Here is a 26,506-nt window from a genome sequence, read left to right on the forward strand (position 1 = left end):
CATGGCATTACTGATCACCGACGAATGCATCAATTGCGACATTTGCGAGCCCGAGTGCCCGAATGACGCGATCTACATGGGCGCGGAAATCTACGAAATCGATCCCAACAAGTGCACCGAATGCGTGGGCCACTTTGACGAGCCGCAATGCCAGCAAGTGTGCCCCGTCAGCTGCATCCCCTTCAATCCCGCCTGGCGCGAAAGCCCGGAGCAATTGATGGCCAAGTACGAACGCCTGCAGGCTGAGCTGCCTGCCGCCAAAACCTAAGCTTTTCTCCCGCGCCACTTCTGGACCACTTCTGCGTGGCGCCAGCTTCTGCCAACTGTTCTACACTGTGTGCTGACTTATCCACAGCCCATGGTTTCCACGGAGGTAGAAGATGCAAATACGCACATCCCGTTTCGGCCGTTCCCTCGCAGCCGCCTGCCTGTGCGCCGCCTTGGCACAAACGGCGCTGGCCGTCGAGGTGGGCGGCGTCAAGCTGGACGACACGGTACAGCTGGCCAGCCGCGAGTTGAAACTCAACGGCGCCGGCGTGCGCTACAAGGTCATCTTCAAGGTCTACACGATCGCGCTGTACCTGCCGGAAAAGAAAACCCAGCTGGCCGACATTTTGGCGCTGCCCGGACCGCGCCGCCTGGAAATCGTCATGCTGCGCGACATCACTTCCGACGAACTGGGACAAGCCTTCATGCAGGGCTTGAAGCGCAGTTCCGAGCAGGCCGACCGCACACGCCTGCTGAGCCAGACGATGCAGTTCGGCGCCATGTTCGAAATGGTGCCCGGCCTGAAAAAGGGCGATATTCTCACTGTGGACTGGCTGCCGAAAGAGGGAACGTTGTGCAAACTGAACGGCAAGCAGGTGGGCGACATGGTGCCGGACCTGGCCTTTTACAATGCGCTGCTAAAAATCTGGATCGGCGCCCATCCGGCCGACACTTTGTTGCGCGCACATTTGCTGGGCGATATGGCCTGAAGCACAACGCGGGCGTAAAAAAAGCCGGCGTATGCCGGCTTGTCATCTGCAACAGCGAGCTTATGCGCGCGTCGACAGGGCGCGCAATTCGGCGGCGTTGCTTGGCGACACGCCATCCATCTTGCCCAAAGTGCGCTTCAAGGCTTGCGCTTCGCGCATCTGCTGGCGCGCCAGACGCTCTTCGCGGCTCAGCTTGGGACGCACCACCAGCATCATGGCACGGGCGATCCCCACCAGCAAAGGCTTGAACAGCAGGGCGAACGCGCCCACGGCGACGATCACCAGCACGAGTTGCAGGGCGTTGAGCAGGGAAATCTCCAGCACGGGTGCGGATACTGCGTACAGGGCGGAGGCGAAGGTAGACATAGTGTTCCAGTGCATTATAGAATTTGCCAGTACTATAGTGCAGTGCAACATATAAATCTAATTCCATTTCTTGATACCAATTATATGAATCGTGAATGGAAAACTGTAATATTTTTTAACGAGTGAAAATATTCGTGCCCGGCGCGGTTTACACTCCTAAGTAATCAATTTTAAGTAATCAATTCAACTTTTATCTTGGGCTTTCCATGAGTTTTCTGACGCTGGATCTGAACTTGCTGCGTGTTTTCGACGCCGTCATGACGGAACAAAACCTGACGCGCGCAGCCGGCCACCTGGCGATGACGCAGCCGGCGGTATCGAACGCCATCAAACGCCTGCGCGAGAGCCTCGGTGACGAATTGCTGATCCGCACGGCCTACGGCGTAAAACCCACGCCCCGCGCCGAAGCACTATGGCCATCCGTGCGCTCGGCCCTGGCCAGCCTCGAAGCGGCCGTCACGCCGGAAACCTTCGACGTGTCGAAGACCCACGCCACTTTCCGCATGGCCATGGCCGATGCGACGGCCGCGTTCTGGCTGCCCTCGCTGATGCGCTCGATCGAACGGGAAGCACCGGGCGTCAACGTGCGCATGATGCCGCTGACGACGCGCGAACCGCGCCCGATGCTGCTGCGCGGCGATATCGACCTGGCCGTGGGCTTCTTTCCCGGCGTGGCAGCGCAATTGTCGAGCGAAACGGGTTCGCCCATCCGCCACGAGCGCTTGTATTCCGGCAAGTATGTGTGCGTGATGCGGCGCGGCCATCCACTCGCCGACAAAGAATTGACCCTGGATAACTACTGCGCAGCCAACCATTTATTGGTGAGCTTTTCCGGCCGCGCGCATGGCTTGATCGACGAAGCCCTGTCGCAGATCCACCGCGAACGGCGCATCCTGTTGACGGTCAACCAGTTCTTCACGGCAGGCCGAGTGGTCGCCAATTCCGACCTGATCACGGTCTTGCCGCGCCATTTGATCGCCTCGACGGGCATGACGGAGTCCCTGCTGTACAAGGATTTGCCATTGACCTTGCCGGCCGTCCACCTGGACATGCTGTGGCACGAGCGCGACGCCCGCAGCCCCGCCCACAAATGGCTGCGTAATCATCTGGAAAGCATGAACACGCCCACCCTGCGCACGGCCACGGCGGCCGGCGGCGGCGTGGCGCCCAAGCCCCATATCGAATAAGCGTCGCCGGCACAAGAAAAAACGCCTGATGATCTCTCATCAGGCGTTTTGCTATGCATGATTGCTGGATCGGTAACCGATGCGAAAACCGCCCCAGTGCTTGCCTTCGACGTGGATGGGCACGGACAAATCGTGCATGACCTCGCCCGTGTCGCGTTTATACGTCTGCAACAGGAAGGCCTTGGTGTTGCTGCCGCAGCGCTTGCCCGTGCGGTCGCTGAAGATGCGCTTGGTGCGGTTATTGACCATATCGGTGGCGTAGTCGCCCGTCAGCGGCTGGGAAAACTTCTTGTTGTGCGTCGGAAAATAGCCATTGTTGTCGACGGCGCCCGCATACGCCAAATGGGGCAGGGCGGCCAGCACGCCTTCCTGCAGGTCGGGCAGCACCTTGTCTGTAAAAGCGTCGAACTTCGTGTTGTGCTTGGGCGGATTGGTGTTCGGAATCGGGCGGTAGTGGCGGTCGAACAGGGCTTCGCGCGTGATGCGGCCCGACGCGATCGCTTGCTCGAACAGTTTGCCCACCTCGCGCGCGGCGCGCTGGGCCGCCTCGCGGATCTCGTCGTGCGGCGTGGCCACGCTCGATTCACCGAGGGCGCCGGCGATCACTTCGGCCCGCTCGGCCAAGGCCATGGCCGATTGCGTGGCGCGCGGCAATTCGGCATTCGTCGACAGCATGCTGTCGCGGATTTGCAGGATGGCGTCGGCGATCACTTGCGTCGTGTCGACGTGTTCGCGAGAGGCGCGGGCGATTTGTCCGATCTCGTCTTCCGATTCGCCCGACGATTGCTCGATATGGCTCAGTGAAGCATGCACGCTTTCCACATTGCGCGCCGCTTCCGTGACACCGGCCGCCAGCGAACTCATGCCGCGCGCGGCTTTTTCCGACTGTTCATTGATTTCGCGCACCATCACGCTGATTTCATCGGAAGCTTCCTTGGTGCGCTGCGCCAATTGCCGCACTTCACCGGCCACGACGGCAAAACCGCGGCCATGTTCGCCGGCACGGGCCGCTTCGATGGCGGCGTTCAGCGCCAGCAAGTTGGTGCGCGCGGAAATATCGGAAATGGCTTCCGTAAAGCCCGTGATGCGTTTGGATTTTTCCTGCAGGCTCAGCATGGTGCTGGACGCGCCTTGCGCTTCCTCGCGTGCCGTATTGATGCGGCGCAAGCCCTGGTCCACTTCGGCACGCGCCGCCACGCTTTCCACGCGCACGCCGGCCGCCACCTTGGCGGCACGTTCCGCATTGGCGGCGATCTTTTCCGTCATCGCGGCATTTTGTACGGAACTGTCGGCAATGTCGCTGGCCGTGCGGACATCAAGTTCCACCTTCTGTTTGACGGAATCGACAAAATACGAGGTTTCCGCCGCACCGATCATGATGGCATCGATGGCATTGCCCACCGTGTCGGCGAACTGGTGCAAGCCCGGTTCGCCACGCGGACGGCCGGCGAACGCCAGCAGCGCGGCGCCGATGGCGGCGGCCACGCAGGCAATCAAATAAGGATGGTCGCCGCCCGACAACAGCAGCAGATAGGCCAGGCAACAGGCGACGGCCATTGCCAGGATCGTGAATACAAAGAAACGCACCAGCTGATGCTGCAACTGCTTCATTTGTCCCCCGCTGCGCGAACCCGTCACGTCCCGGGAGGGACGTGCTGTGGCCGTATGCGGGTGGGCACGATTGCCCACCTTGCACCCTGAACACAACGTCTGCGCGTGTTTTCAGGCCGGCTACCGGATAGCAGAATTGTAGTTCTACCCTACAACATTTGTTCCGATAGCTCAATCAGAAAAACGGGGCGGCTACACCAGGGTCACTTAATTGGCAATTTGGTGGTGTTTTTGACCTCTTCCATGACGGCATAAGTGTGGGTTTCCCGCACACCTTTCTGCAACAGCGTCTTGCCCAGGAATTCGCGGTAGGCGGCCATGTCCTTGACGCGCGCCTTGACCAGGTAATCGAAACCGCCAGCGACCATATGACATTCCAGTACCTCTGGAATGATTTGTACGCTATGCTTGAAGGCGTCGAACACTTCCGGTGTCGTGCGATCGAGCACCACTTCGATGAACACCAGCAGCGACACGTCGAGCAGCTGCGGGTTCAACTGGGCCGTATAGCCCATGATGTAACCGGATTCGTGCAGCTTGCGCACGCGCTCCAGGCAGGCGGCAGGCGACAGGTTCACGCGCGCGGCCAGCTCCACATTGCTGATGCGTCCATCGCTCTGCAATTCCATCAGGATTTTCTTACTGATCTTGTCCAGCATTCCCATCACCCCCAAATTAATATTATTTGGTTAAATTGTCGCATCAAAAACTATCTATTGCTAGTCCCCTGTATTACCAGAATTAATCCATAAGAATCCCCTTTACAATCGAATCATCTTAACGTCCGACTTTCTGTATTTTTTTGCACCAAAAAAGAGCAAGAATTACGTCAGTTTTCGTCCCCTTTTTCCTTGTAAAGAGCACTTATGCACCCTGCAGGCCCCTCGGCTTTTACCCCGATTCCTTTTGCTGCGTTCCAGGCAGAAATCCTGCCCGAAGCGACTCCACAACGCGCCGCCATCACCGCCGCCTATAGGCGCGACGAGGTTTCCGCGGTGCAGTGGCTGTTGCAACAAGTGCGCCCCAGCAGCACCGAAACGACGGCCGAAGGACAAGCGCTGGCGCACCGCCTGGTCTCGAACGTGCGCCAAAAACGCACACGCGCATCCGGCGTCGATGCACTGATGCACGAGTTCTCGCTATCGTCGGAAGAGGGTGTTGCATTGATGTGTCTGGCTGAAGCGCTGTTGCGTATACCCGACAGTCAGACGGCCGACCGTTTGATCGCCGACAAAATCAGCAAAGGTGACTGGAAGAAACACCTGGGCGAATCGCCGTCGCTGTTCGTCAACGCGGCCACCTGGGGTTTGCTGATTACAGGCAAACTGGTCAGTACCAGCAGCGAATCGGGCCTCGGTTCGGCCATGACCAAGCTCATCGCCAAAGGCGGCGAACCGCTGATCCGCAAAGGCGTCGACCTGGCCATGCGCATGCTGGGCAACCAGTTTGTGACGGGCCAGACCATCGAGGAAGCGCTGAAGAACAGCCGCGAGAATGAAACGCGCGGCTACCGCTACTCGTACGACATGCTGGGCGAGGCGGCCCTGACGCAACAGGACGCGGCCAACTACTACGCCTCGTATGAAACTGCAATTCACGCCATCGGCAAGGCGTCGAACGGCCGCGGCATCCGCAACGGTCCCGGTATTTCCGTGAAACTGTCGGCCCTGCATGCACGATACAGCCGCGCCCAGCGCGCCCGCGTCATGGAAGAATTGCTGCCGAAAGTCAAAGCGCTGCTGCTGCTGGCCAAACAGTACAACATCGGCTTCAACATCGATGCGGAAGAAACGGACCGCCTGGAACTGTCGCTCGACCTGATGGAAGCACTGGCTTTCGATGCGGATCTGGCCGGCTTCGACGGCATCGGCTACGTGGTGCAGGCGTATCAAAAACGCTGCCCGTTCGCCATCGATTTCCTGATCGACCTGGCGCACCGCAGCGGCCGCAAGTTCATGGTGCGCCTGGTCAAGGGCGCGTATTGGGATGCGGAAGTCAAACGCGCGCAAGTCGATGGCCAGGAAGGCTATCCCGTCTACACACGCAAGGTCTACACGGACGTCTCTTACCTCGTGTGTGCGCAAAAACTGCTGGCCGCGAGCAGCCTGATCTATCCACAATTTGCCACGCACAACGCGCAAACCCTGTCGACCATTTATACCTGGGCGAAACGCGACGGCATCACCGACTATGAATTCCAGTGCCTGCACGGCATGGGCGAGACCCTGTACGACCAGGTCGTCGGCCCCGAGAATCTCGACAAGCCTTGCCGCATCTACGCGCCCGTCGGCTCGCATGAAACCCTGCTCGCCTACCTGGTGCGCCGCCTGCTGGAAAACGGCGCCAACTCGTCGTTCGTCAACCAGATCGTCGACGAAAGCGTGGCCATCGATAGCCTGATCCGCGATCCGCTCGAGCAGGCGCGCCTGCAGGGCGGCTTGCCGCATCCGTCGATTCCGCTGCCGCTGGACATGTTTGGCAGCGAACGCAGGAACTCGGCCGGCCTGGACCTGTCGAATGAAGATACTTTGCGCACCTTGGCCACGGGACTGGCGCAACAGCAGACATGGCAGGCAGCGCCGCTGATCGATGGCGCCGTCAGCCTGAATGGCCCCACGCACATGCTGCACAATCCGGCCCAGCACGACGATGTCGTGGGCAAGGTCATGGAAGCCGGTCCGGCCGACGTGGAAACGGCGCTGGCCAGCGCCAGCGCCTACGCCATGGATTGGCAAACCACGGAGCCTTCGATCCGCGCGCAAGCGTTGCTGCGCGCGGCCGACATGTTCGAAGAACACCACATCGAGCTGATGGCCCTGGCCGTGCGCGAAGCGGGCAAGTCCCTGCCGAACGCGATCGCGGAAATCCGCGAAGCCGTCGACTTCCTGCGCTACTACGCGGCGCAGGTGGAACACGCGCCAAATACCCTGGCGCTCGGTCCCGTCACCTGCATCAGCCCCTGGAACTTCCCGCTGGCCATCTTTACGGGCCAGCTGGCCGCCGCCCTGGCCGCAGGCAACGTGGTGCTGGCCAAACCGGCCGAGCAAACGCCGCTGATCGCGCACCGCGCCGTGCAATTGCTGCATGCGGCGGGCGTGCCGCGCGGCGCACTGCAATTCTTGCCCGGCAGCGGCGAAGTCGTCGGCGCCGGCCTGTGCAATGACGTGCGTGTGAAAGGCGTGATTTTCACGGGCTCGACGGAAGTGGCGCAACTGATCAACCGCAACCTGGCCGCGCGTGCCGTGGCCGAAGGCATCGACATTCCCCTGATCGCCGAAACGGGTGGCCAGAATGCGCTGATCGTCGATTCGTCCGCCTTGCCGGAGCAAGTGGTGCAAGACGTGATGTCGTCCGCTTTTGACAGCGCCGGCCAGCGCTGCTCGGCCTTGCGCGTGCTATTCCTGCAAACGGAAATCGCCGACAAGACCATCCATATGCTCAAGGGCGCCATGCAGGAATTACGCGTCGGTAATCCTGACCGCCTGGCCACCGATATCGGTCCCGTCATCGATGCGGAAGCGCAAGGTAACTTGCTGGCGCACATCAACAAGATGAAAACCATGGCCATCGACCATTATTCGCTCGATTTGCCGACCGTCAAAGGCACGTTCGTCGCCCCGACCGTGCTGGAAATCAAGTCGCTGGCGCAATTGACGCAGGAAGTCTTCGGCCCCGTGCTGCACGTGATCCGCTACAAGCGCTCCGAGCTGCCGCAACTGGTGCAATCAATCAACGACAGCGGTTACGGCCTGACCCTGGGCATCCATACACGCATCGATGAAACGATCGATTTCATCACCAAGCGCGCGCACGTAGGCAATATTTATGTGAACCGCAACATCGTCGGCGCCGTCGTCGGCGTGCAGCCGTTCGGCGGCGAAGGCAAATCAGGCACCGGCCCCAAGGCGGGCGGCCCCCTGTACCTGAAACGCTTGCAGCGCAATGCGCCGGCCGGCGCGCAGCATCAACGCCAGGCGCCGCCAGCACTCGACGCGCTGACCGTGTGGGCAAAGATGCATGGCCACGACAAGGTAGAGCAACTGGCGCAGGAATACGCACGCACCACCTTGCTGGGCAGCACCACCGTCTTGCCAGGCCCGACAGGCGAGCGCAATACCCTGAGCTTTGCCGCGCGCGGCACGATTCTGTGCGCGGCAGCGACCTCAGGCACGCTGATGAACCAGCTGGCGGCCGTCCTGGCCACCGGTAACGAGGCCCTGGTGCTGGCACAATCGCCGGAACTGATCCCGGGCGACTTGCCGGCCGCGCTGAAGGACCGCATCCAGATCATTACGAGCCTGGAGTCGGTCAAGCATGATTTCCACATCGCCATGATCGAGCCTAGCCTCGATGGCCAGCTCAAACCGCTGCTGGCGGCACGGGAAGGGGCGCTGGTGGGCACCATCGCCACCACGCAAGAGGGTGCCATCCCTCTGTGGCGCCTGGTCGCGGAGCGGGCGCTGTGCGTGAATACGACGGCGGCGGGTGGGAATGCCAGCCTGATGATGCTCAGTGTCTAAAGGAACCTGAGAAAAAGTCCATGGCGTTGTTGCCTTGCCTGGCCGTACATTCGTACTGCCTGCGGCAAGGCGCCTAGCCCTGAACATTTTTCAGGCTCCTTTGTATCGAAATAAGAAGGGCAGAACCAGTGGTTCTGCCCTTTTTTTATGCACGCTAGCTGAAAATCAGCCAGCCAGACGCTGGCACAATTGCTGGATTACCGTATACGCATACGGCGAAGCGACGGTTTGCACGAAACGCATGAAGTCGACGGCCGCCTCTTCGTTGGCGTTGTCGGAAATGGTGCGCATGACCGTAAACGGCACGCCCAGTTCAAAACACACTTGCGCCACGGCGGCGCCTTCCATTTCGACGGCCAGCAAGTCGGGGATATCTACTTTGAGCTGGTTCAGATGCGCGGCGTTGCTGATGAACTGGTCGCCGCTGGCGAGCAGGCCGCGGTGCACTCGCGCGTGCTGCAAGCCAAATGCCGCGATATCGGCCGCCTTGAGCACGCTGGACACATCGTCACGCAGGAAATCTTCCGCCGCGGCTGCCAGTTGCGTGCTCAGTTCCAGGTCCGTGGCAAAGCGCTGCAGGCCAGTCAATGGCACTTCAAAGCGGGGAAACAAAGGGCGAGCGTCCATATCGTGCTGCAGCAGCGCTTCGGCCACGACGATATCGCCCACTTTCACGTGTTTATCCCCGCTGCCGGCCACGCCGGTGAAGACGATGTGGGTAACTCCGTACTTTTCCACAAGGATAGAAGCTGTCATGGCAGCGGCAACCTTGCCCAGACGCGACAGGACGCACACAGCGTCGATATTCCACAGGGTTCCCAGGGTGTAGTCGCGCATGCCGTGCGAATGCCTCTGGGGGCCTTGCATGGCTTCTACCAGCCCCTGCTGTTCTTCGTGCAAGGCACTGATGATGCCTAAACGCATTTTTTTATGTGTATGCATGCTGTTTTTACAGGTTTTTGGGATTGCAAAACGGTTTACATGGTGAAAACAGCCGTTTCGGCGACTTTTCCACCGTTCGCGTTTGTCTCTGTGTTTTAAATAAAGATGTATACATAAAAATAGTAGTGATAGTAAACGGCCATTTTTTTGTGGATAAGTCGGTATACCATCGAAAAATCATCGACTTAGCGCACAAAAAAGTAGGCGCACAAGCATTGTATCCACGGAGGACTTGTTTGGGATAAAAATTGGCTTGTGGACAAAGATCGACTTTTCCCACATCTCATCCTGTGGATATGCAGGCACTTATCCACACCAGCACCCAAACATCGTGGCTTTTCTTGCTGTAGTGGCATGTTTGACGTGTTTCGTTGGCATATACCTATGTCTGCCAATCAACAGTGAGCGGGCACGAGCGTTGTTCTTTCACTGACATGAGCGTCGAGTTGATTCCTGGAAGACGGTTTGGCAGTGGGTCGCGATGTCGCCGTTGGTTTTTTTTTTTGACGGTTTGGCGTGCTTTTTGGAAATATCCCCGGACTTCCGCTTTTTTTGTCGGTTTACAATAGATCTATATATAAAAATAGTAGTAATAGTAAACGCGTTTTTTTCTGTGGATAAGTCGCTTTTTTTCAACAGGATCAATCGTTTACACGCAAAATAAAGCGTGCATAATCGCTGTATCACGCGAGGAGCAAAATTGTATAAAATGCGGGCCTGTGCAAAAGTTCGTGTTTACGCACAAGTCATCCTGTGGATATCAAGTGACTTATCCACAATCGTTTCACATTCCCCTTTTTTCGACATCGAACCGCTTGCTGGCACTGTGCCTGTTCAGGTCTGTTGACGTTTCCATTTTGCAAAACGGTTTGGCAGTGTTGTGTGCGTGATGCCGGCCGTGCCGGTTTTCGTCGCTCAGTTGTCGGCTCGATTTTTTTTGTCAGCCAACGCTGTTGCTCAGCTTTTTTTGAAGACAGGCTTGCGGAGGTTCGCTAAGGCGTAGGGCAGGCAAAGCGTGCGCTGTCGGGTTTACCTTAACAAGTTCGTATACAAGAATAGTAATAGTAGTTAACGGCGGCATCTTCTGTGGATAAGTCCCGATTTATCCTTGTAAACAATCGCTTGGCGTGCGGATAAGCGCTGAGTAAGGGTTGTATCTGCCTGGGACGGTTTCTGGACAAAAAAAAGCCGCTGAAAAAAATTTTCGTTTACACACATATCGTCCCTGTGGATATCCATACGGTTATCCACAGCTTGCCGCCCCTGGTTTGATGCTTTTTTACCTTGCCGTGACGCTTGTTCGTATCCCAGGCAACGATTAATGTCGCCCTGGTTCGGCACTGGTGGTAATCTCAAGGCGGCTCAGCAGCCATGCATGCATGAAGAAAGACAGACTCTGGTAGCGGAACGCGGTGGGGAGACACGCCGCGCGACAGCTTGATGGCATACCGAAAGGAGCTTCATTGGAATCGGCAGGCGAATACGACTACATCATCGTGGGCGGCGGCACGGCAGGTTGCGTGCTGGCCAACCGGCTTACACGCGACAAGGACGCCAACGTTTTGCTCGTGGAAGCGGGCGGCAAGGACGATTACGTGTGGATCCACATCCCCGTCGGCTATCTGCATTGCATCGGCAATCCCCGCACGGACTGGCTGTATTCCACGCAGGCGGACGCGGGACTGGGCGGGCGCAGCCTGATCTATCCACGCGGAAAGGTGCTCGGCGGCAGTTCTTCCATCAACGGCATGATCTATATGCGGGGCCAGGCCGGCGATTACGACCACTGGGCCGACCTGACGGACGACGCTTCCTGGCGCTGGGACAAGGTCTTGCCGCTATTTAAGCAAAGCGAGGATTATTACGGCGGCGCCTCGGAAAACCATGGCGTGGGCGGCGAGTGGCGCGTGGAAAAACAGCGGCTGTCATGGGATATCCTGAACGCGTTCCGCGATGCGGCGCAGCAAGTCGGCATCCCGAAAACCAGCGATTTCAATGGCGGCGACAATAGCGGCAGCGCGTATTTCGACGTCAACCAGCGCCGCGGCATCCGCTGGAATACCTCGAAAGCATTTTTGAAACCGGCATCGCGCCGCCCGAATCTGACCATCATGACGGGCTGCCACGTGGAACGCCTGTTGCTTGAGACTTCGGAGTCGGGGCCCCGTTGCACGGGCATCGTATTTACGGGCGGCGGCACGCAGTGGCAGGCGACGGCTAAACGGGAAACCTTGCTGACGGCGGGCGCCATCGGTTCGCCGCAATTGCTGCAATTGTCCGGCATCGGCCCAGCCGCCTTGCTGCAGCAGCATGGCATCGCGCCCGTGCTGGACGCTCCTGGCGTGGGCGGCAATTTGCAGGACCACCTGCAGTTGCGCATGGTCTTTAAAGTGCAGGGCGTGAAAACGCTGAACATCATGGCGGGCAATATGCTGGGCAAGATGCAGATCGGCTTGCAATATGCGTTGTTCCAGAGCGGGCCCATGTCGATGGCGCCATCGCAGCTGGGGGCGTTCGCCAAGTCCGATCCGCAGCAAGCCACGCCGAATTTGCAATACCACGTGCAGCCCTTGTCGCTCGACAAATTCGGCGAACCCTTGCACGCGTTTCCCGCGTTTACGGCCAGCGTCTGCAATCTGCGCCCCACGTCGCGCGGCCACGTGCAGATCGCATCGGCCGACAGCTATGCGGCGCCAAAGATTATGCCCAATTACCTCAGTACGGAGCAGGACCGCGCCGTGGCGGCCGACGCCTTGCGCCTGACGCGGGCCATCGCCGCAGCGCCGGCCCTGAAAAAATTTGCGCCGGAAGAATACAAGCCCGGCGTGCAATTCCAGAGCCAGGAAGAACTGGCGCAGGCGGCCAGCCAGATCGGCACCACCATCTTCCACCCGGTGGGCACTTGCCGCATGGGATTGGCCAGCGATGCCTCGAGCGTGGTCGACAGCCAGTTGCGCGTGATCGGCGTGGCGGGCTTGCGCGTCGTCGATGCCTCGATCATGCCGTACATTACTTCTGGTAACACGAACTCGCCCACGGTGATGATCGCGGAAAAAGCGGCGCAAATGATACACGCGGCCTGGAAATAGCGGGGCAAACTTGCGAGTTTGCGCCATTCGGGCTGGCGAAAAATCCCCGTAGTTATACTGTATTGTGCGTTAAATTTAAGTTGTGTATTATAAAAATGACTAAGTAGTACAAAAAGTACAACTAGGAGACACGATGTCAAACGTAATCTTGGAAACAAGAAATTTGACCAAGGAATTCAAGGGTTTCACCGCTGTGAGCGACGTGAACCTGAAGGTAGAGCGCGGCCATATCCACGCCTTGATCGGTCCGAACGGCGCCGGCAAGACCACGTGTTTTAACTTGCTCACCAAATTCCTGGTCCCCACTTCCGGACAGATCCTGTTCAATGGGAAAGATATCACGGCCGCCAAACCGGCCCAGATCGCGCGCATGGGCGTGATCCGCTCCTTCCAGATTTCCGCCGTCTTCCCTCATTTGTCCGTGCTGCAGAATGTGCGTATCGGCTTGCAGCGCCAGCTCGGTACCTCGTTCCACTTCTGGCAAAGCGAACGGGCATTGAACCAGCTCAACGACCGTGCCATGGCCTTGCTGGCCGAGGTCGACCTGACGGAGTTTGCCGATACCATCACGGTCGACATGCCCTACGGGCGCAAGCGGGCGCTGGAAATTGCCACGACCCTGGCGATGGAACCGGAAATGATGCTGCTCGACGAACCGACGCAGGGCATGGGCCACGAGGACGTTCACCGCGTGACGGAACTGATCAAAAAAGTGTCGGCTGGCCGCACGATTTTGATGGTGGAACACAATATGAGCGTGGTCTCTGGCATCTGCGACAAGATTTCCGTCCTGCAGCGCGGCGCCATGCTGGCCGAAGGCAGTTACGCGGAAGTGTCGCGCAATCCGCAAGTGATGGAAGCGTACATGGGCACCACCCACGCGGAACTGGAAGGGGCGCATTGATGGCGACACAAGTGAATGGCGGCGCACCTGCGCTGGAAATTACGCAACTGCACACCTGGTATGGTGAATCGCACATCCTGCACGACGTGAACCTGAAAGTGGCGCAGGGAGAAGTGGTCACTTTGCTGGGCCGCAACGGCGCCGGCCGCACGACCACCTTGCGCGCCATCATGGGCTTGACGGGCGCGCGCACGGGTTCCATCAAAGTCAACGGCGTCGAAGCGATAGGTTTGGCCACGCACAAAATCGCCCACCTGGGCATCGGGTATTGTCCCGAAGAGCGCGGTATTTTTTCCTCGCTGTCGACCGAGGAAAACCTGCTGCTGCCGCCGACCCTGGCCAGCGGCGAGAAGGGCATGTCGGTGGAGGAAATCTACGCCATGTTCCCGAACTTGCAGGAACGTCGGCATAGCCAGGGAACGCGCCTGTCGGGCGGGGAACAGCAGATGCTGGCCGTGGCGCGCATCCTGCGCACAGGCGCGCGTTTGCTGCTGCTTGATGAAATATCCGAAGGCCTGGCGCCCGTCATCGTGCAAGGGCTGGCGCGCATGATCACCACCCTGAAAGCGAAGGGCTACACCATTGTCATGGTGGAACAGAATTTCCGGTTTGCCGCGCCGCTGGCGGACCGGTTTTATGTGATGGAGCACGGTCAGATCGTCGAGACTTTTGCTGCATCCGAACTGGAGGCCAAGATGCCGGTATTGACCGAGCTGCTTGGCGTGTAGTCCCCATGTAGTGCGTTTTACTCGTCATCGACCAGCAATCGTCTGAATAGCAAACAATAATCCCAACGGAGACACTATGAAACGTAACGCTATCGCCATTGCCACCGCCACTCTTTGCGCATTGGGCTTTTCCGCCGCCGCGCACGCCCAGGTATCGGGCGACACCATCAAGATCGGTTTTATTTCCGACATGTCGGGCGTGTATTCCGACGTCGACGGCCTCGGCGGCGCGGAAGCCATCAAGATGGCGATCGCCGATGCCGGCGTCGTACTGGCCGGCAAAAAGGTGGAATTCATTTCCGCCGACCATCAAAACAAGGCCGACATTGCCGCTTCGAAAGCGCGCGAATGGTTCGACCAGCAGGGCGTCGACATGCTGATCGGCGGCACCAATTCCGGCGCCAGCCTGGCCATGGCCAAGGTCGCGGCGGAAAAGAAAAAAATCTTCATCGCCATCGGCGCCGGCTCCTCGCGCCTGACGAATGAAGAGTGCACGCCGTACACCGTGCATTACGCCTACGACACGGTGGCGCTGGCGCGCGGCACAGGCGGCACCATCGTCAAGCAGGGCGGCAAGAACTGGTATTTCATGACGGCCGATTATGCGTTCGGCCACTCGCTGGAAAAAGATACGGCCGAAGTCGTCAAGGCGGCCGGCGGCAAGGTGCTGGGCAGCGTCAAGCATCCGCTGGGTGCTTCGGATTTCTCGTCCTTCCTGCTGCAGGCGCAATCGGCCAAGCCGCAAATCCTCGGCCTGGCCAATGCCGGTGGCGACGCCATCAACAGCATCAAGGCGGCGAACGAGTTCGGCTTGACGAAATCGATGAAACTGGCCGGCTTGCTGATCTTCATCAATGACATCCATTCGCTGGGCCTGAACCTGACGCAGGGCATGTACCTGACGGATGGCTGGTACTGGGACTTGAATGCGGACACGCGCGCCTGGTCGAAACGTTATTTCGCCAAGATGAAGAAAGAGCCATCGATGCTGCAGGCGGCCGACTATTCGGCGGCGGCCAACTACCTGAAAGCCGTCAAGGCGATCGGTACGGATGACACCGAGAAGGTCATGGCCTACCTGAAAAAGACCAAGATCAACGACATGTTCACCCAGAATGGCGAAGTGCGTCCCGATGGCCGCATGGTGCACGATATGTATTTGATGGAAGTGAAGAAACCGTCCGAGTCGAAATACCCATGGGATTACTACAAGGTGGTCGCCACCGTGCCCGGCGCGCAAGCATATGTGACCAAGGCCGAGTCGAAGTGTTCGCTGTGGAAGTAACGCTGTAGCAACCTCCACAGAGTGCCCGCCTGCGCGCGGGCGCTCTGTCCTGCATGCTTTGCCCGCAGGGTTCGCCTTGCGCCGCCGCACCCGTTTGCGGTGGCGCGTTTCCCTTGATACCACACCGCTATCCGGCGGTGCTTTTTATACTGTGATGCCATGGAAATTTTCGGCGTTCCAATACAAGCGATGATGAGCCAGCTGCTGCTGGGTCTTGTCAACGGCTCGTTCTATGCCATGTTGTCCCTCGGTCTGGCCGTCATCTTCGGCTTGCTTAACGTTATTAATTTCTCGCACGGCGCCATGTACATGATGGGCGCCTTCCTGGCCTGGATGGGCCTCAGCTATTTCGACATCAATTACTGGGCCATGCTGGTCATCGCCCCAATCCTCGTCGGCCTGGTCGGCATCCTGATCGAAAAGACCATGCTGCGCTGGCTGTATAAACTCGACCACCTGTATGGCTTGCTGCTGACCTTCGGCATCACCCTGATCATGGAAGGCGTGTTTCGCTCCTTCTATGGCGTCTCGGGCCAGCCGTATGCCGTGCCCGAAGCGCTGGCCGGCGCGACGGACCTCGGTTTCATGATCTTGCCGAATTACCGCGCCTGGGTCGTGATCGCCTCGCTCTCCGTGTGCCTGGCCACCTGGTTCGTCATCGAAAAAACCAAATTAGGGGCCTACCTGCGGGCAGGCACGGAAAACCCGAAACTGGTCGAAGCGTTCGGCATCAACGTGCCGCTGATGGTGACGTTGACGTTCGGCTTCGGCGTGGCGCTGGCCGGTTTCGCCGGCGTGCTGGCGGCGCCGATCATCCAGGTTTCGCCGCTGATGGGCTCGAACCTGATCATCGTCGTGTTTGCCGTGGTGGTGATTGGCGGCATGGGTTCCATCATGGGCTCCATCCTGACAGGCCTGGGCCTGGGCGTGATCGAGGGCCTGACCCGCGTGTTCTACCCGGAAGGCTCGGCCACCGTGGTGTTCGTGGTGATGGTCATCGTGCTGCTGCTGCGTCCCGCCGGCCTGTTCGGCAAAGAAAAGTAATCCTCATCAGTCATGTATTGGAGCTACCACGATGAATAAGAATGTAGGCTACGCCATTGCCTTGCTGCTGGCGTTGGCGGCCCCGTTTTACGGCTATCCCGTCTTCCTGATGAAGTTGCTGTGCTTTGCCCTGTTTGCCTGCGCTTTCAACTTGCTGATCGGCTATACGGGCTTGCTATCGTTCGGCCATGCGGCCTTCTTCGGCGGCGCGGGCTATGTCACCGGTTACGCGCTGCGCACCTGGGGCTGGCCAACGGAACTCGGTTTGCTGGCTGGTGTCGCCACGGGTGCCTTGCTGGGCCTGGTGATCGGCGGCCTGGCGATCCGCCGCCAGGGTATCTACTTTACGATGATCACCCTGGCGCTGGCGCAGATGGTGTACTTCCTGGCCCTGCGGCTGCCGTTCACGGGCGGCGAGGATGGCTTGCAGGGTGTTCCACGTGGAACCTTGCTCGGCACGATAGATCTGGGCAACGACACCGTCTTGTACTACGTCGTGCTGGCCATTTTTGTCGCCGGCTTCGCCCTGATCGTGCGCACCATCCACTCGCCGTTCGGCCAGGTGCTCAAGGCGATCAAGGAAAACGAACCGCGCGCCATCTCGCTCGGCTACGACGTCAACAAGTACAAGCTGATGGCCATCGTGTTGTCTGCTTCCCTGGCCGCACTGGCCGGCGCCACCAAGACCCTGGTGCTGGGCTTTGAAACCCTGACCGATGTCTACTGGGGCATGTCGGGCCTGGTTGTGCTGATGACTCTGGTGGGCGGCATGGGCACCTTGTCCGGCCCCATCCTTGGCGCCGTGCTGATTATTGCGCTGGAAAACAAGCTGGGCGATGTCGGTACCTATTTGGCCACGCACACGGGCATCGAATGGTTCGGCACCCTGGGCGAATCGGTGGGCATGGTGACGGGCGTGATCTTCGTCATCTGCGTGCTGATGTTCCGGCGAGGTATTGTCGGCGAAGCCATCGCGCGCTTCGGCGGCAGGGCTGCCAAAGCCGCGGTCTGATTTTCAAGCAACGCCGGACGGATCGTCCGGCGTTTTTCATTGTGCGTCCACTGTTACTTCAACGGAGAGTACCACCATGCAAATGACGATCATGCGCGCGGGGAGCAGTCTGTGCACCGTGCTGGCGTTGGCAGCCTGCGGCAGCAACCATGCGCCGGAAGAACTGAACCAGATGCCCGGCTACCTGGGCACCATCACGCGGGCCGACTACGACGGCAAGACGAACGATCTGCTGACGGCTGGCCTGGGCAAGACGGGGCTGGCGGGAGCAACTCCCGCGTATGCGAACGTGGAACAGCCGACGCCGCTTGAACTGCGCCGCAATGCCATCTACGCCAATTACCGGGCCGTGCTCGACATTGCCGCCAACAGCGGCTACGGCACCCTGTACGGACCGAACGTGGATGCGTCCGGCAACGTGGGTACGGGCGAGGGCCTGGTCGCGGGCAGTGAATACATCGCCTATGCCGATGATGGCACGGGCAAGAAGAATGTCACCCTGATGGTGCAGGTACCGGCCAGCTTCGACCCCGACCATGCCTGCATCGTCACGGGCACGTCGAGCGGCTCGCGCGGCATCTACGGCGCCATCGGCAGCTCCGGTGAATGGGGCTTGAAAAAAGGCTGCGCCGTGGCGTATGCCGACAAGGGTTCCGGCACGGGCTTGTATGTGTTCGAGGACGACAGCGTCAACCTGCAGAACGGCCTGCGCGCTGGCAGGGTGACCGCCGGCAAGAATGCGCTCTTCGCGCCGGACCTGAGCGACGCCGAGCGGCTGGCCTGGACTGGCACCAACCCGAACCGCATCGCCTTCAAGCATGCGCACTCGCAGCAAAATCCGGAGAAGGACTGGGGCAAGGTCACCTTGCAGGCCGTCGAGATGGCGTATTACGTGTTGAACGAGCGCTACGGCGTGCTGGCCCGCGACGGCAGTTCGCGCATCGTGCGGCTGACGCCGAAGAACACCATCACTATCGCCTCGAGCATTTCCAACGGCGCCGGCTCGGCCTTGCTAGCGGCGGAGCAGGATAGCAAGGGCTTGATCAGCGGCGTGGCGGCCAGCGAGCCGCAAGTCCAGCCGGCGGCATCGAGCGCCTACACCGTGCGCCAGGGCGGGGCGGCGGTCGCCAATCCCGGCCGTGCGCTGTTCGACTACGCCACCTATGCTGCCCTGTATCAGCCGTGCATCGCTTCCGTGGCCGGCAATGCGGAACGCTGCACGGCGCTCGTCGCCAAGGGCTTATTGAACGGCACCGACCTGGCGGCGCAGCAGGCGGACGCCAAGCAGCGCTTGCGCGCGTATGGCTGGTTGCTTGATTCCGATCCGCTGCAGGCAGCGCACGCGGGCACGAACATCCTCGTGGCCGTCACGTATGCGTATGCCTATGGAAAATTCTCCGTGACTGATAGAGTGTGCGGTTTCACGTTTGCGCAGACGGACGGCAGCGGCAATCCGATCGCGTTCACGTCGGCACAAAAGGCGGCCAGCTTCGCCGCGCAAAACGGCATCCTCGGCAATGTCGTGTACGAGAACAGCGTGGGCGGCGCCAAGGTCTACACGGCCGGCGTGTCGCCGTCAAACAGCCTGGCGGACCAGTCGCTCGACGGCTTCCTGTGCCTGCGCAGCCTGGCGACGGGGCGCGACACCGTCAGCGGCGCCAACCTGCAGGGAACATTGGCCACGCAAAGCGTGCGCGTGCGGGCAGGCATGGCCGAGGTCGCGGCCAGCGGCAAATTGAACGGCAAGCCGGCCATCATCGTGCACGGCCGCAGCGATACCCTGATTCCCGTCAATCACGCGTCGCGTGCCTATCTGGGCCTGAACGCCGCCGTGGAAGGGGGTAATAGCAAGCTGCGCTATATCGAGGTGACCAATGCGAACCACTTCGATTCCTTCAGCAATGCCTTGCCGACCCTGATCGTGCCGCTGCACGTGTACCTGAACCGGGCACTCGACGCCATGTATGCGCATTTGAATGCCAAGCAAGCTCTGCCGCCATCGCAGGTGGTGCGCACGGTGACGCGTGCCGATGCGTCGACCCTGATCACGAATGTCAACGTGCCAGCGATCGCTACGGCGCCGGCGCCCGGCAATGTCATCAGCGTGACGAGGACTGTCGTCGATATTCCCAACTAGGCTATATCGTATGTATAAGCTGCGGCCACGTTTCACGTGGCCGTTTTTATTCCCAGGCCGACTCGGCGATGTGACCGAGTCCCTGGAAGACCGGCTTGGAAAACCAGTAGCCCTGCATCAGGAAAATGCCGCAGTCGGAAAGAAAATCGCGCTCGGCGCGCGTCTCGATGCCTTCGGCCAGCACGCGGATACCGAGTTCATGGCACAGGCTGGCGATGGCCCGCACGATGGCCTGGCGCGGCGCATGCGTATCGATGCCGCGCACCAAATCCATGTCGATCTTGATGATGTCAGGCTGGTATTCGGCCAGCAAGTTCAAGCCCGCATAGCCGGCGCCGAAATCGTCGATGGCCGTCTGGAAGCCGAAGCGCCGGTAGGCGCGGAAGATCTCGACCAGATGCGGACGGTCTTGCACCCGTTCGCCCTCCGTCACTTCAAAGATGATTTTGTCGGTAGGGAAGCGATGGAGCTTGGCCGCTTCCAGGGTACTGCGGATGCACACTTCAGGACGGTAGACGGCGTTGGGCAGAAAGTTGATCGACAGAAATCCCTGCATGCCCAGCCTGGCGGCACCGGCCACGGCCTTGACGCGGCAAGCCTGGTCGAAGCGGTAGCGGTTGTCGTCGTTCACTTGCGCCAGCACGCTGGCCGCGCTTTCGCCGTTGGGGCCGCGCACCAGCGCCTCGTGCGCATAAATGCTGCGCGTGGCCAGGTCGACGATGGGCTGATATGCATACTCGAAGGCGAACGGCAGCGGCGCGCTGTCGTGGCAGCCGGCACAGGCACCGTATGGAAAGCTGGTGCTGTCAGGATGGATGGGGATGTCGGGAGGCGTCATGGCGGCAGTGTAGCAGGGTGGGGTGGCGGACTCCGTCTGCTGGCTCACAGTGCGGCCGCATAGATGGCGCGCGCGTCGCCGCGGGTAACGGGCCGGGGATTGTTGCCCAGCAAGCGCGTCTGCAGCATGGCTTCATCGGCCAGGCGGTCCAAGTCACCGGCTGCGATGCCCACCTCGCGCAGGGTGCGCGCGATGCTGGTGGCCACGGCAATGTCCTGCATGGTCTCGATCAGGGCCACGGCCCTTGCCTCCTCGCTGCCCACGATGCCGGGCTGTAGGATGGCCGCCAGTTGCGCATACAGCGGGGCCGCATGGGACAAGTTAAAACGCAGCACGTGCGGCAGCACCAGCGCATTCGACAGGCCATGTGGCACGTGGAACAGTCCCCCGATGGGATAGGCGAGCGCATGCACGGCGGCGACGGGCGCGTTGGCAAACGCCTGGCCGGCCAGCATGGCGCCCAGCAGCATGGCTTGGCGCGCCGGCAAGTTGCTGCCATCGCGGCAGGCGGTGACCAGGTTGTTCGACAGCAGCGACAGCGCCTGGGTGGCCAGCATGTCGGACAAGGGATTTTTCAGCAGGCGGCTGGTGTACGCTTCGATCGCATGCACCATGGCGTCGATGCCGGTGGCGGCCGTCACGGCGGGCGGCAAACCCAGGGTCAGGCTGGCGTCGAGGATGGCCAGGTCCGCATACAGTTGCGGCGCGACCACACCCATCTTGCTGGTGGCGCCCGTGGTGACGATGGCGATATGCGTCACTTCCGAGCCCGTGCCGGCCGTGGTCGGCAATTGCACGAGGGGCAGGCGCTGGCCGTGAACATTGCCGATGCCATACAGTTGCGCCAGTTCCTGGTGGCCTGGCGCCAGTACGGCGATCAGCTTGGCCACGTCCAGCGAGCTGCCGCCACCGAGGCCGATAATCAGTTCCACGTGAAACATCTGCGCCTGGGCCACACCGGCCAGCACGACGGCTTCGGGCGGATCGGCTTGCACGTCGGAAAAGACGTGGACTTCGATGCCGGCCGCCTGCAAGCTGTGCAGGGAGGCATCGGCCAGACCCGTGCGCAAAAAGCCCGCATCGGTGACGAGCAGGGCGCGGCGCACGCTGGGGAAGTGGTGGGCGATGTGCGTGCCCAGTTGGGCGGCGGCGCCCGGTTCAACGATCAGATGGGGCACGGTGCGAAACTGGAAGGCGGACATGCAGACTCCTGACAGTGAGGACAGAAGCCAAGCTTACTCCGCTTTCCAGTCCCGCGCCTGTTTCACGTGGAACCAGATCCGTCTCTTACTCCCAGTCCAGCGCGCCTTTTTTCCACTCATACACTAGTCCGATGGTCAGCACGGCGAGAAAGCCCATGACGGCCCAGAAACCGACCAGGCCCAGTTCGTTGACGTTGGCCGCCCACGGCATCAAGAAGATCACCTCGATATCGAACAGGATGAACAGGATGGCGACCAGATAGAAGCGGACGTCGAACTTCATGCGGGCGTCGCCGAATGCCTCGAAGCCGCATTCGTACGGCGACAGTTTTTGTGCATCCGGTTTGTGCGGACCGAGCGCGCGGCCCAGCAGCATGGGCACGATGCCGACGAGGATGCCGATCAGAATGAACAGGAGGACGGGAAAATAGTTTTCGAGGAGCATGGGGATTCCTCTCAGTGGCTCGATGACAGTTTCATCAGCACGATGCCGCATACGATGAGGACGGCGGCGCACACGCGCATGGTGTTGACTTGCTCGCCCAGAAAAAGGATGCCGACGATAAAGGCGCCGACGGCGCCGATGCCCGTCCAGATCGTATAGGCCGTGCCCAGGGGCAGGGTGCGCATGGCCAGCGACAGCAAGCCGAAGCTGGCGATCATCATGACGATGGTAAGGACGGAGGGAGTGAGTTTGGTGAAACCCTCGGAGAGTTTCATCGAATATGCCCACACGACTTCAAACATGCCGGCAATGAGTAATAGTATCCAGGCCATGGCGGCTCCTTATACAGAGCGGGCCGTCCCGGTGTGTTCCCATGATGGGGGAGGCCGTCCTCCTGGATGATCGTCACGATGGCCACAGGCGTGGCCACGGATGCGAACGATGCGGCAATTGTAGCAAACATTGCCGGACGCCGCAGCCCCAGCGCGGGCCCTGTCCTGGCACCGCTGCGTGTTCCACGTGAAACAAAAATCGCCGTTCACATGCCCGTGCTGAGTAAAAATTAAGCAAAAATTGGCCCGTGGAAGGTTGCGCTTGCAAAAAGACTCTATAATCGGAGCTCTCTTCCCGCATTTTTACTTGCACTGTTACCTATTTATCATGTTATTTCCTACAGAATTCGACGTCATCGTTGTCGGCGGTGGTCACGCCGGTACCGAGGCGGCCCTCGCTTCCGCCCGCATGGGGCAGAAGACGCTATTGCTCACGCATAATATTGAGACACTGGGCCAGATGTCGTGCAATCCCTCCATCGGTGGCATCGGCAAGGGCCATCTGGTCAAGGAAGTCGATGCCATGGGCGGCGCGATGGCGATTGCCACCGACGAATCCGGCATCCAGTTCCGCATCCTGAATTCCTCGAAAGGCCCGGCAGTTCGCGCCACGCGCGCCCAGGCCGACCGTATTTTGTACAAGGCCGCCATCCGCACACGCCTGGAAAACCAGCCGAATCTGTGGCTGTTCCAGCAAGCCGTCGATGACCTGATCGTCGAAGGCGACCGGGTCGTCGGCGCCGTGACGCAGATTGGCTTGAAGTTTCTTGCGCGCGCCGTCGTGCTGACGGCCGGTACTTTCCTCGACGGCAAGATCCACGTGGGCTTGAATAATTATTCGGCTGGCCGCGCCGGCGACCCGCCCGCCATCTCGCTGTCGGCCCGCCTGAAAGAGCTGAAACTGCCGCAGGGCCGTTTGAAAACGGGGACGCCGCCGCGCATCGATGGCCGTACGATCGACTTTTCCGTCATGCAAGAACAGGCGGGCGACCTCGATCCCGTGCCTGTGTTCTCCGTGATGGGGAACACGGCCATGCACCCGCGCCAGGTGCCGTGCTGGGTCACGCACACGAATAGCCAGACGCATGACATCATCCGCGCCGGCCTGGACCGCAGCCCCATGTACACGGGCGTGATCGAAGGCGTGGGCCCCCGTTATTGCCCGTCGATCGAAGACAAGATCCACCGTTTCTCGGGCAAGGAATCGCACCAGATCTTCCTCGAGCCGGAAGGCTTGACGACGCATGAGTTCTATCCGAACGGCATTTCCACGAGCCTGCCGTTCGACGTGCAGATCGCCCTGGTGCAGTCGATGAAGGGCATGGAAAACGCCCACATCCTGCGCCCCGGCTACGCCATCGAATACGATTATTTCGACCCGCGCGGCTTGAAGGCGTCGCTGGAAACGAAGGCCGTCGCCGGCCTGTTCTTCGCAGGCCAGATCAACGGCACCACCGGTTACGAAGAAGCGGCCGCGCAAGGCATGCTGGCGGGCCTGAATGCGGCCTTGCTGACGCAGGACAAGGAAGCCTGGATACCCGGCCGCTCCGAGGCCTATCTGGGCGTGCTGGTCGACGATCTGATCACCCAGGGCGTGCAGGAACCGTACCGCATGTTCACCAGCCGCGCCGAGTACCGTTTGAGCCTGCGCGAAGACAATGCCGACATGCGGTTGACGGAAATCGGCCGCGCTTTGGGCTGCGTGGGCGACGCCCAATGGCAAGCGTTCGAGACCAAGCGCGAGGCGGTGGCGCTGGAACTGCAGCGCCTGCGTTCCACGTGGGTCAATCCGCGCATCCTGGCGGCCGCCGAATCGGAACGCATCGTGGGCCAGGCCATCGAGCGCGAGTACTCGCTGGCGGACCTGCTGTGCCGCCCGAACGTCGCCTACGACACCCTGATGAGCATGACGGGCATGGAAGGCCAGGCCCTGGCCGGCCCCGGCGTGATGGATCCCGCCGTGCGCGAACAGGTGGAAATCCAGCTCAAATATGCGGGCTACATCGAGCGCCAGAGCAAGGAAATCGAGCGCCACGAACACTATGAAAACCTGGCCTTGCCGGAAGGTTTCAATTACCTCGATATCGGCGCACTGTCGGTCGAAGTGCGGCAAAAACTCGACAAGCAGCGCCCGGAAACCCTGGGCCAGGCATCGCGCATTTCGGGCGTGACGCCGGCGGCCATTTCGCTGCTGCTGGTGCACCTGAAAAAGCGCGGCTTTGGCGCCGCGCACACCACCACTTTAAAGGACGAGGTTGTTGAATGAAGCAGTTTGACCGGGCCGCATTGGCCCCTATTTTGAATGAAGGCATCGCCGCGCTGGGGCTGGACCTGAGCGCGGATCAGACGGAAAAACTGCTCGATTACCTGGCCTTGCTGGCCAAATGGAATAGCGTGTACAACCTGACGTCGGTGCGCGATCCCCTGCAGATGCTGACCCTGCACGTGCTCGATTCGCTGGCCGCCGTGCCGGCGTTCGCGGATGCAAAGAATGTGCTCGACGTGGGCGCCGGCGGCGGCTTGCCGGGCATGGTCCTGGCCATCGCGCGGCCCGATATCAAGGTGTCGATGATCGATACCGTGCACAAGAAGACGGCTTTTTTGACGCAAGTGAAGGCGGAACTGGGCCTGAGCAACGTCAGCGTGTACACGAAACGGGTGGAACAGCTGGAAGTGCAGCAGAAATTCGACGTGATTACCTCGCGCGCCTTTGCCGACCTGTCCGACTTCGTCAACTGGTCGAACCACGTGCTGGCCGAGGGCGGGCAATACATCGCCTTGAAAGGGGTGGCACCACCAGACGAGAGAGAGCGGCTGCCGCCAGACTGGAAAGTGACGGAATTACGCGCAATTCAGGTACCAGGGCTAAATGCAGAGCGTCATCTGGTCTTTATAGCAAGAATTTAAAAGTCAAAAAATAAATTAGATAAACAGTTTATACGGTATAAATAATATAAACCGTATAAACGATTTATATCGTATAAATGAAATAAACAGTATAAATCGTTTCGGCCGAATGCCGGGGCGCGTGATGAAGTTTTCATCTCTTTACAACTAGAAGATACATGGCCAAAATTTTTTGTGTAGCAAATCAAAAGGGTGGTGTTGGTAAAACCACAACAAGCGTCAACCTCTCCGCCGGTCTGGCCAAGTTGAACCAGCGTGTGCTGCTGGTCGACCTCGACCCGCAGGGCAATGCGACCATGGGTGCCGGCATCAACAAGGCCGGCCTGAAGGCGTCGACCTATGAAGTCATGCTGGGCGAGTCCGATGTCAAGACGGCACGCCAGCGTTCGGAAGCGGGGCGCTTCGATGTCTTGCCGTCGAACCGCGAGCTGGCCGGCGCGGAAGTGGAGATGGTCGAACTGGACAACCGCGAACGCCGCCTCAAGGATGCGCTGGCCGAAGTGGACGGCGAATACGATTTCATCCTGGTAGATTGCCCACCGGCATTATCGATGCTGACCCTGAACGGCCTGTGCGCGGCGCATGGCGTGATCATCCCGATGCAGTGCGAGTACTACGCGCTGGAAGGCTTGTCCGACCTGGTCAACACCATCAAGAAGGTGCACGCCAATCTGAACCCGGACTTGAAGATCATCGGCCTGCTGCGCGTGATGTTCGATCCACGCATGACATTATCGCAACAAGTGTCGGCCCAGCTGGAACAGCACTTCGGCGACAAGGTGTTCAACACCATCATCCCGCGCAACGTCCGCCTGGCCGAAGCGCCGTCGTACGGCTTGCCCGGCGTGACCTTCGACCCGAGCTCGAAAGGTGCGCAGGCGTATATCGCCTTCGGCGCCGAGATGGTCGAACGCATCAAACATATGTAAACAAGGGGCGAGCGTCTGCACAATATGGTGTGAGCGCTTACTCTGAAAACA

22 protein-coding genes are annotated in these 26,506 nt (G+C 60.0%); 14 read left to right on the forward strand and 8 right to left on the reverse strand.

The genetic code is table 11. The features are described from left to right. Nucleotide 1 precedes the first annotated feature (1 nt). Both V3C40_RS18145 and V3C40_RS18150 read left to right on the forward strand, forming a co-directional pair. The gene (locus V3C40_RS18145; RefSeq protein ID WP_034752637.1) at nucleotides 2-268 is read left to right on the forward strand and encodes a YfhL family 4Fe-4S dicluster ferredoxin; all 267 of its coding nucleotides are present in this window, start codon (nucleotides 2-4) and stop codon (nucleotides 266-268) included. Between the two features lie 112 nt (nucleotides 269-380). After that, entirely contained in the window at nucleotides 381-977 is a 597-nt protein-coding gene (locus V3C40_RS18150; RefSeq protein ID WP_331778187.1) for a chalcone isomerase family protein, read from the forward strand. A gap of 60 nt (nucleotides 978-1,037) precedes the next feature. Here V3C40_RS18150 and V3C40_RS18155 read toward each other — a convergent pair whose 3' ends face one another. Then, entirely contained in the window at nucleotides 1,038-1,343 is a 306-nt protein-coding gene (locus V3C40_RS18155) for a hypothetical protein (protein ID WP_034752641.1), read from the reverse strand. Nucleotides 1,344-1,549: 206 nt separating this feature from the next. Here V3C40_RS18155 and V3C40_RS18160 point away from each other — a divergent pair, with 206 nt between their 5' ends. Continuing rightward, nucleotides 1,550-2,530, forward strand: a complete 981-nt coding sequence (locus V3C40_RS18160; protein ID WP_034752642.1) for a LysR family transcriptional regulator — start codon at nucleotides 1,550-1,552, stop codon at nucleotides 2,528-2,530. A gap of 51 nt (nucleotides 2,531-2,581) precedes the next feature. Here V3C40_RS18160 and V3C40_RS18165 read toward each other — a convergent pair whose 3' ends face one another. Both V3C40_RS18165 and V3C40_RS18170 read right to left on the reverse strand, forming a co-directional pair. Further along, nucleotides 2,582-4,141: a methyl-accepting chemotaxis protein gene (locus tag V3C40_RS18165; protein ID WP_070303219.1), complete on the reverse strand. Its 1,560-nt coding sequence runs from the start codon at nucleotides 4,139-4,141 to the stop codon at nucleotides 2,582-2,584. Between the two features lie 203 nt (nucleotides 4,142-4,344). Further along, entirely contained in the window at nucleotides 4,345-4,800 is a 456-nt protein-coding gene (locus tag V3C40_RS18170) for an Lrp/AsnC ligand binding domain-containing protein (protein WP_010393827.1), read from the reverse strand. A 207-nt stretch (nucleotides 4,801-5,007) separates the two neighbouring features. Here V3C40_RS18170 and putA point away from each other — a divergent pair, with 207 nt between their 5' ends. Beyond that, nucleotides 5,008-8,661 (forward strand): trifunctional transcriptional regulator/proline dehydrogenase/L-glutamate gamma-semialdehyde dehydrogenase, encoded by a 3,654-nt coding sequence (gene putA / locus V3C40_RS18175; RefSeq protein WP_331778188.1) that lies wholly within the window; start codon nucleotides 5,008-5,010, stop codon nucleotides 8,659-8,661. Between the two features lie 165 nt (nucleotides 8,662-8,826). Here putA and V3C40_RS18180 read toward each other — a convergent pair whose 3' ends face one another. Further along, nucleotides 8,827-9,603 (reverse strand): 5'-methylthioadenosine/adenosylhomocysteine nucleosidase, encoded by a 777-nt coding sequence (locus V3C40_RS18180; protein ID WP_331778189.1) that lies wholly within the window; start codon nucleotides 9,601-9,603, stop codon nucleotides 8,827-8,829. A gap of 1,463 nt (nucleotides 9,604-11,066) precedes the next feature. Between V3C40_RS18180 and V3C40_RS18185 the strand changes: the two genes are divergently transcribed. The 7 genes from V3C40_RS18185 to V3C40_RS18215 all read left to right on the forward strand — a co-directional run bounded on the left by V3C40_RS18185 (nucleotide 11,067) and on the right by V3C40_RS18215 (nucleotide 19,802). After that, nucleotides 11,067-12,692, forward strand: a complete 1,626-nt coding sequence (locus V3C40_RS18185; protein ID WP_331778190.1) for a GMC family oxidoreductase — start codon at nucleotides 11,067-11,069, stop codon at nucleotides 12,690-12,692. 133 nt (nucleotides 12,693-12,825) lie between these two features. Then, a complete protein-coding gene (locus V3C40_RS18190; protein ID WP_034752653.1) occupies nucleotides 12,826-13,596 on the forward strand; it encodes an ABC transporter ATP-binding protein in 771 nt (256 codons plus the stop codon). Continuing rightward, entirely contained in the window at nucleotides 13,596-14,324 is a 729-nt protein-coding gene (locus tag V3C40_RS18195) for an ABC transporter ATP-binding protein (protein ID WP_034752656.1), read from the forward strand. The genes V3C40_RS18190 and V3C40_RS18195 overlap by 1 nt, the downstream gene beginning before the upstream one ends. Nucleotides 14,325-14,400: 76 nt before the next feature. Then, nucleotides 14,401-15,609: an ABC transporter substrate-binding protein gene (locus V3C40_RS18200; RefSeq protein ID WP_072456017.1), complete on the forward strand. Its 1,209-nt coding sequence runs from the start codon at nucleotides 14,401-14,403 to the stop codon at nucleotides 15,607-15,609. Between the two features lie 159 nt (nucleotides 15,610-15,768). After that, a complete protein-coding gene (locus V3C40_RS18205; RefSeq protein WP_034752662.1) occupies nucleotides 15,769-16,653 on the forward strand; it encodes a branched-chain amino acid ABC transporter permease in 885 nt (294 codons plus the stop codon). A 31-nt stretch (nucleotides 16,654-16,684) separates the two neighbouring features. After that, on the forward strand, nucleotides 16,685-17,665 hold the full coding sequence (locus tag V3C40_RS18210) for a branched-chain amino acid ABC transporter permease (protein WP_034752665.1): 981 nt from the start codon (nucleotides 16,685-16,687) through the stop codon (nucleotides 17,663-17,665). Nucleotides 17,666-17,741: 76 nt separating this feature from the next. After that, the gene (locus V3C40_RS18215; protein WP_331778191.1) at nucleotides 17,742-19,802 is read left to right on the forward strand and encodes a 3-hydroxybutyrate oligomer hydrolase family protein; all 2,061 of its coding nucleotides are present in this window, start codon (nucleotides 17,742-17,744) and stop codon (nucleotides 19,800-19,802) included. 46 nt (nucleotides 19,803-19,848) lie between these two features. Here V3C40_RS18215 and V3C40_RS18220 read toward each other — a convergent pair whose 3' ends face one another. The 4 genes from V3C40_RS18220 to V3C40_RS18235 all read right to left on the reverse strand — a co-directional run bounded on the left by V3C40_RS18220 (nucleotide 19,849) and on the right by V3C40_RS18235 (nucleotide 22,619). Further along, nucleotides 19,849-20,640: an EAL domain-containing protein gene (locus V3C40_RS18220; RefSeq protein ID WP_331778192.1), complete on the reverse strand. Its 792-nt coding sequence runs from the start codon at nucleotides 20,638-20,640 to the stop codon at nucleotides 19,849-19,851. Between the two features lie 44 nt (nucleotides 20,641-20,684). Continuing rightward, on the reverse strand, nucleotides 20,685-21,842 hold the full coding sequence (locus tag V3C40_RS18225) for an iron-containing alcohol dehydrogenase (RefSeq protein ID WP_331778193.1): 1,158 nt from the start codon (nucleotides 21,840-21,842) through the stop codon (nucleotides 20,685-20,687). 85 nt (nucleotides 21,843-21,927) lie between these two features. Next, nucleotides 21,928-22,287 (reverse strand): NADH-quinone oxidoreductase subunit A, encoded by a 360-nt coding sequence (locus V3C40_RS18230; RefSeq protein ID WP_139092060.1) that lies wholly within the window; start codon nucleotides 22,285-22,287, stop codon nucleotides 21,928-21,930. An 11-nt stretch (nucleotides 22,288-22,298) separates the two neighbouring features. Beyond that, entirely contained in the window at nucleotides 22,299-22,619 is a 321-nt protein-coding gene (locus V3C40_RS18235) for a DMT family transporter (protein WP_331778194.1), read from the reverse strand. Nucleotides 22,620-22,947: 328 nt separating this feature from the next. On the opposite strand from V3C40_RS18235, the gene mnmG reads away from it, so the two are divergent. The 3 genes from mnmG (at nucleotide 22,948) to V3C40_RS18250 (ending at nucleotide 26,455) form a co-directional block, all read left to right on the forward strand. Then, the gene (gene mnmG, locus V3C40_RS18240; protein WP_331778195.1) at nucleotides 22,948-24,885 is read left to right on the forward strand and encodes a tRNA uridine-5-carboxymethylaminomethyl(34) synthesis enzyme MnmG; all 1,938 of its coding nucleotides are present in this window, start codon (nucleotides 22,948-22,950) and stop codon (nucleotides 24,883-24,885) included. Beyond that, nucleotides 24,882-25,526, forward strand: coding sequence for a 16S rRNA (guanine(527)-N(7))-methyltransferase RsmG (gene rsmG, locus V3C40_RS18245; RefSeq protein WP_331778196.1), 645 nt, complete (start codon nucleotides 24,882-24,884; stop codon nucleotides 25,524-25,526). The genes mnmG and rsmG overlap by 4 nt, the downstream gene beginning before the upstream one ends. A gap of 158 nt (nucleotides 25,527-25,684) precedes the next feature. Continuing rightward, a complete protein-coding gene (locus V3C40_RS18250) occupies nucleotides 25,685-26,455 on the forward strand; it encodes a ParA family protein (protein WP_034752687.1) in 771 nt (256 codons plus the stop codon). Nucleotides 26,456-26,506 lie beyond the last annotated feature (51 nt).

It is taken from the genome of Janthinobacterium sp. LS2A (genome assembly GCF_036543145.1).
GTDB lineage: Bacteria > Pseudomonadota > Gammaproteobacteria > Burkholderiales > Burkholderiaceae_D > Janthinobacterium > Janthinobacterium aestuarii.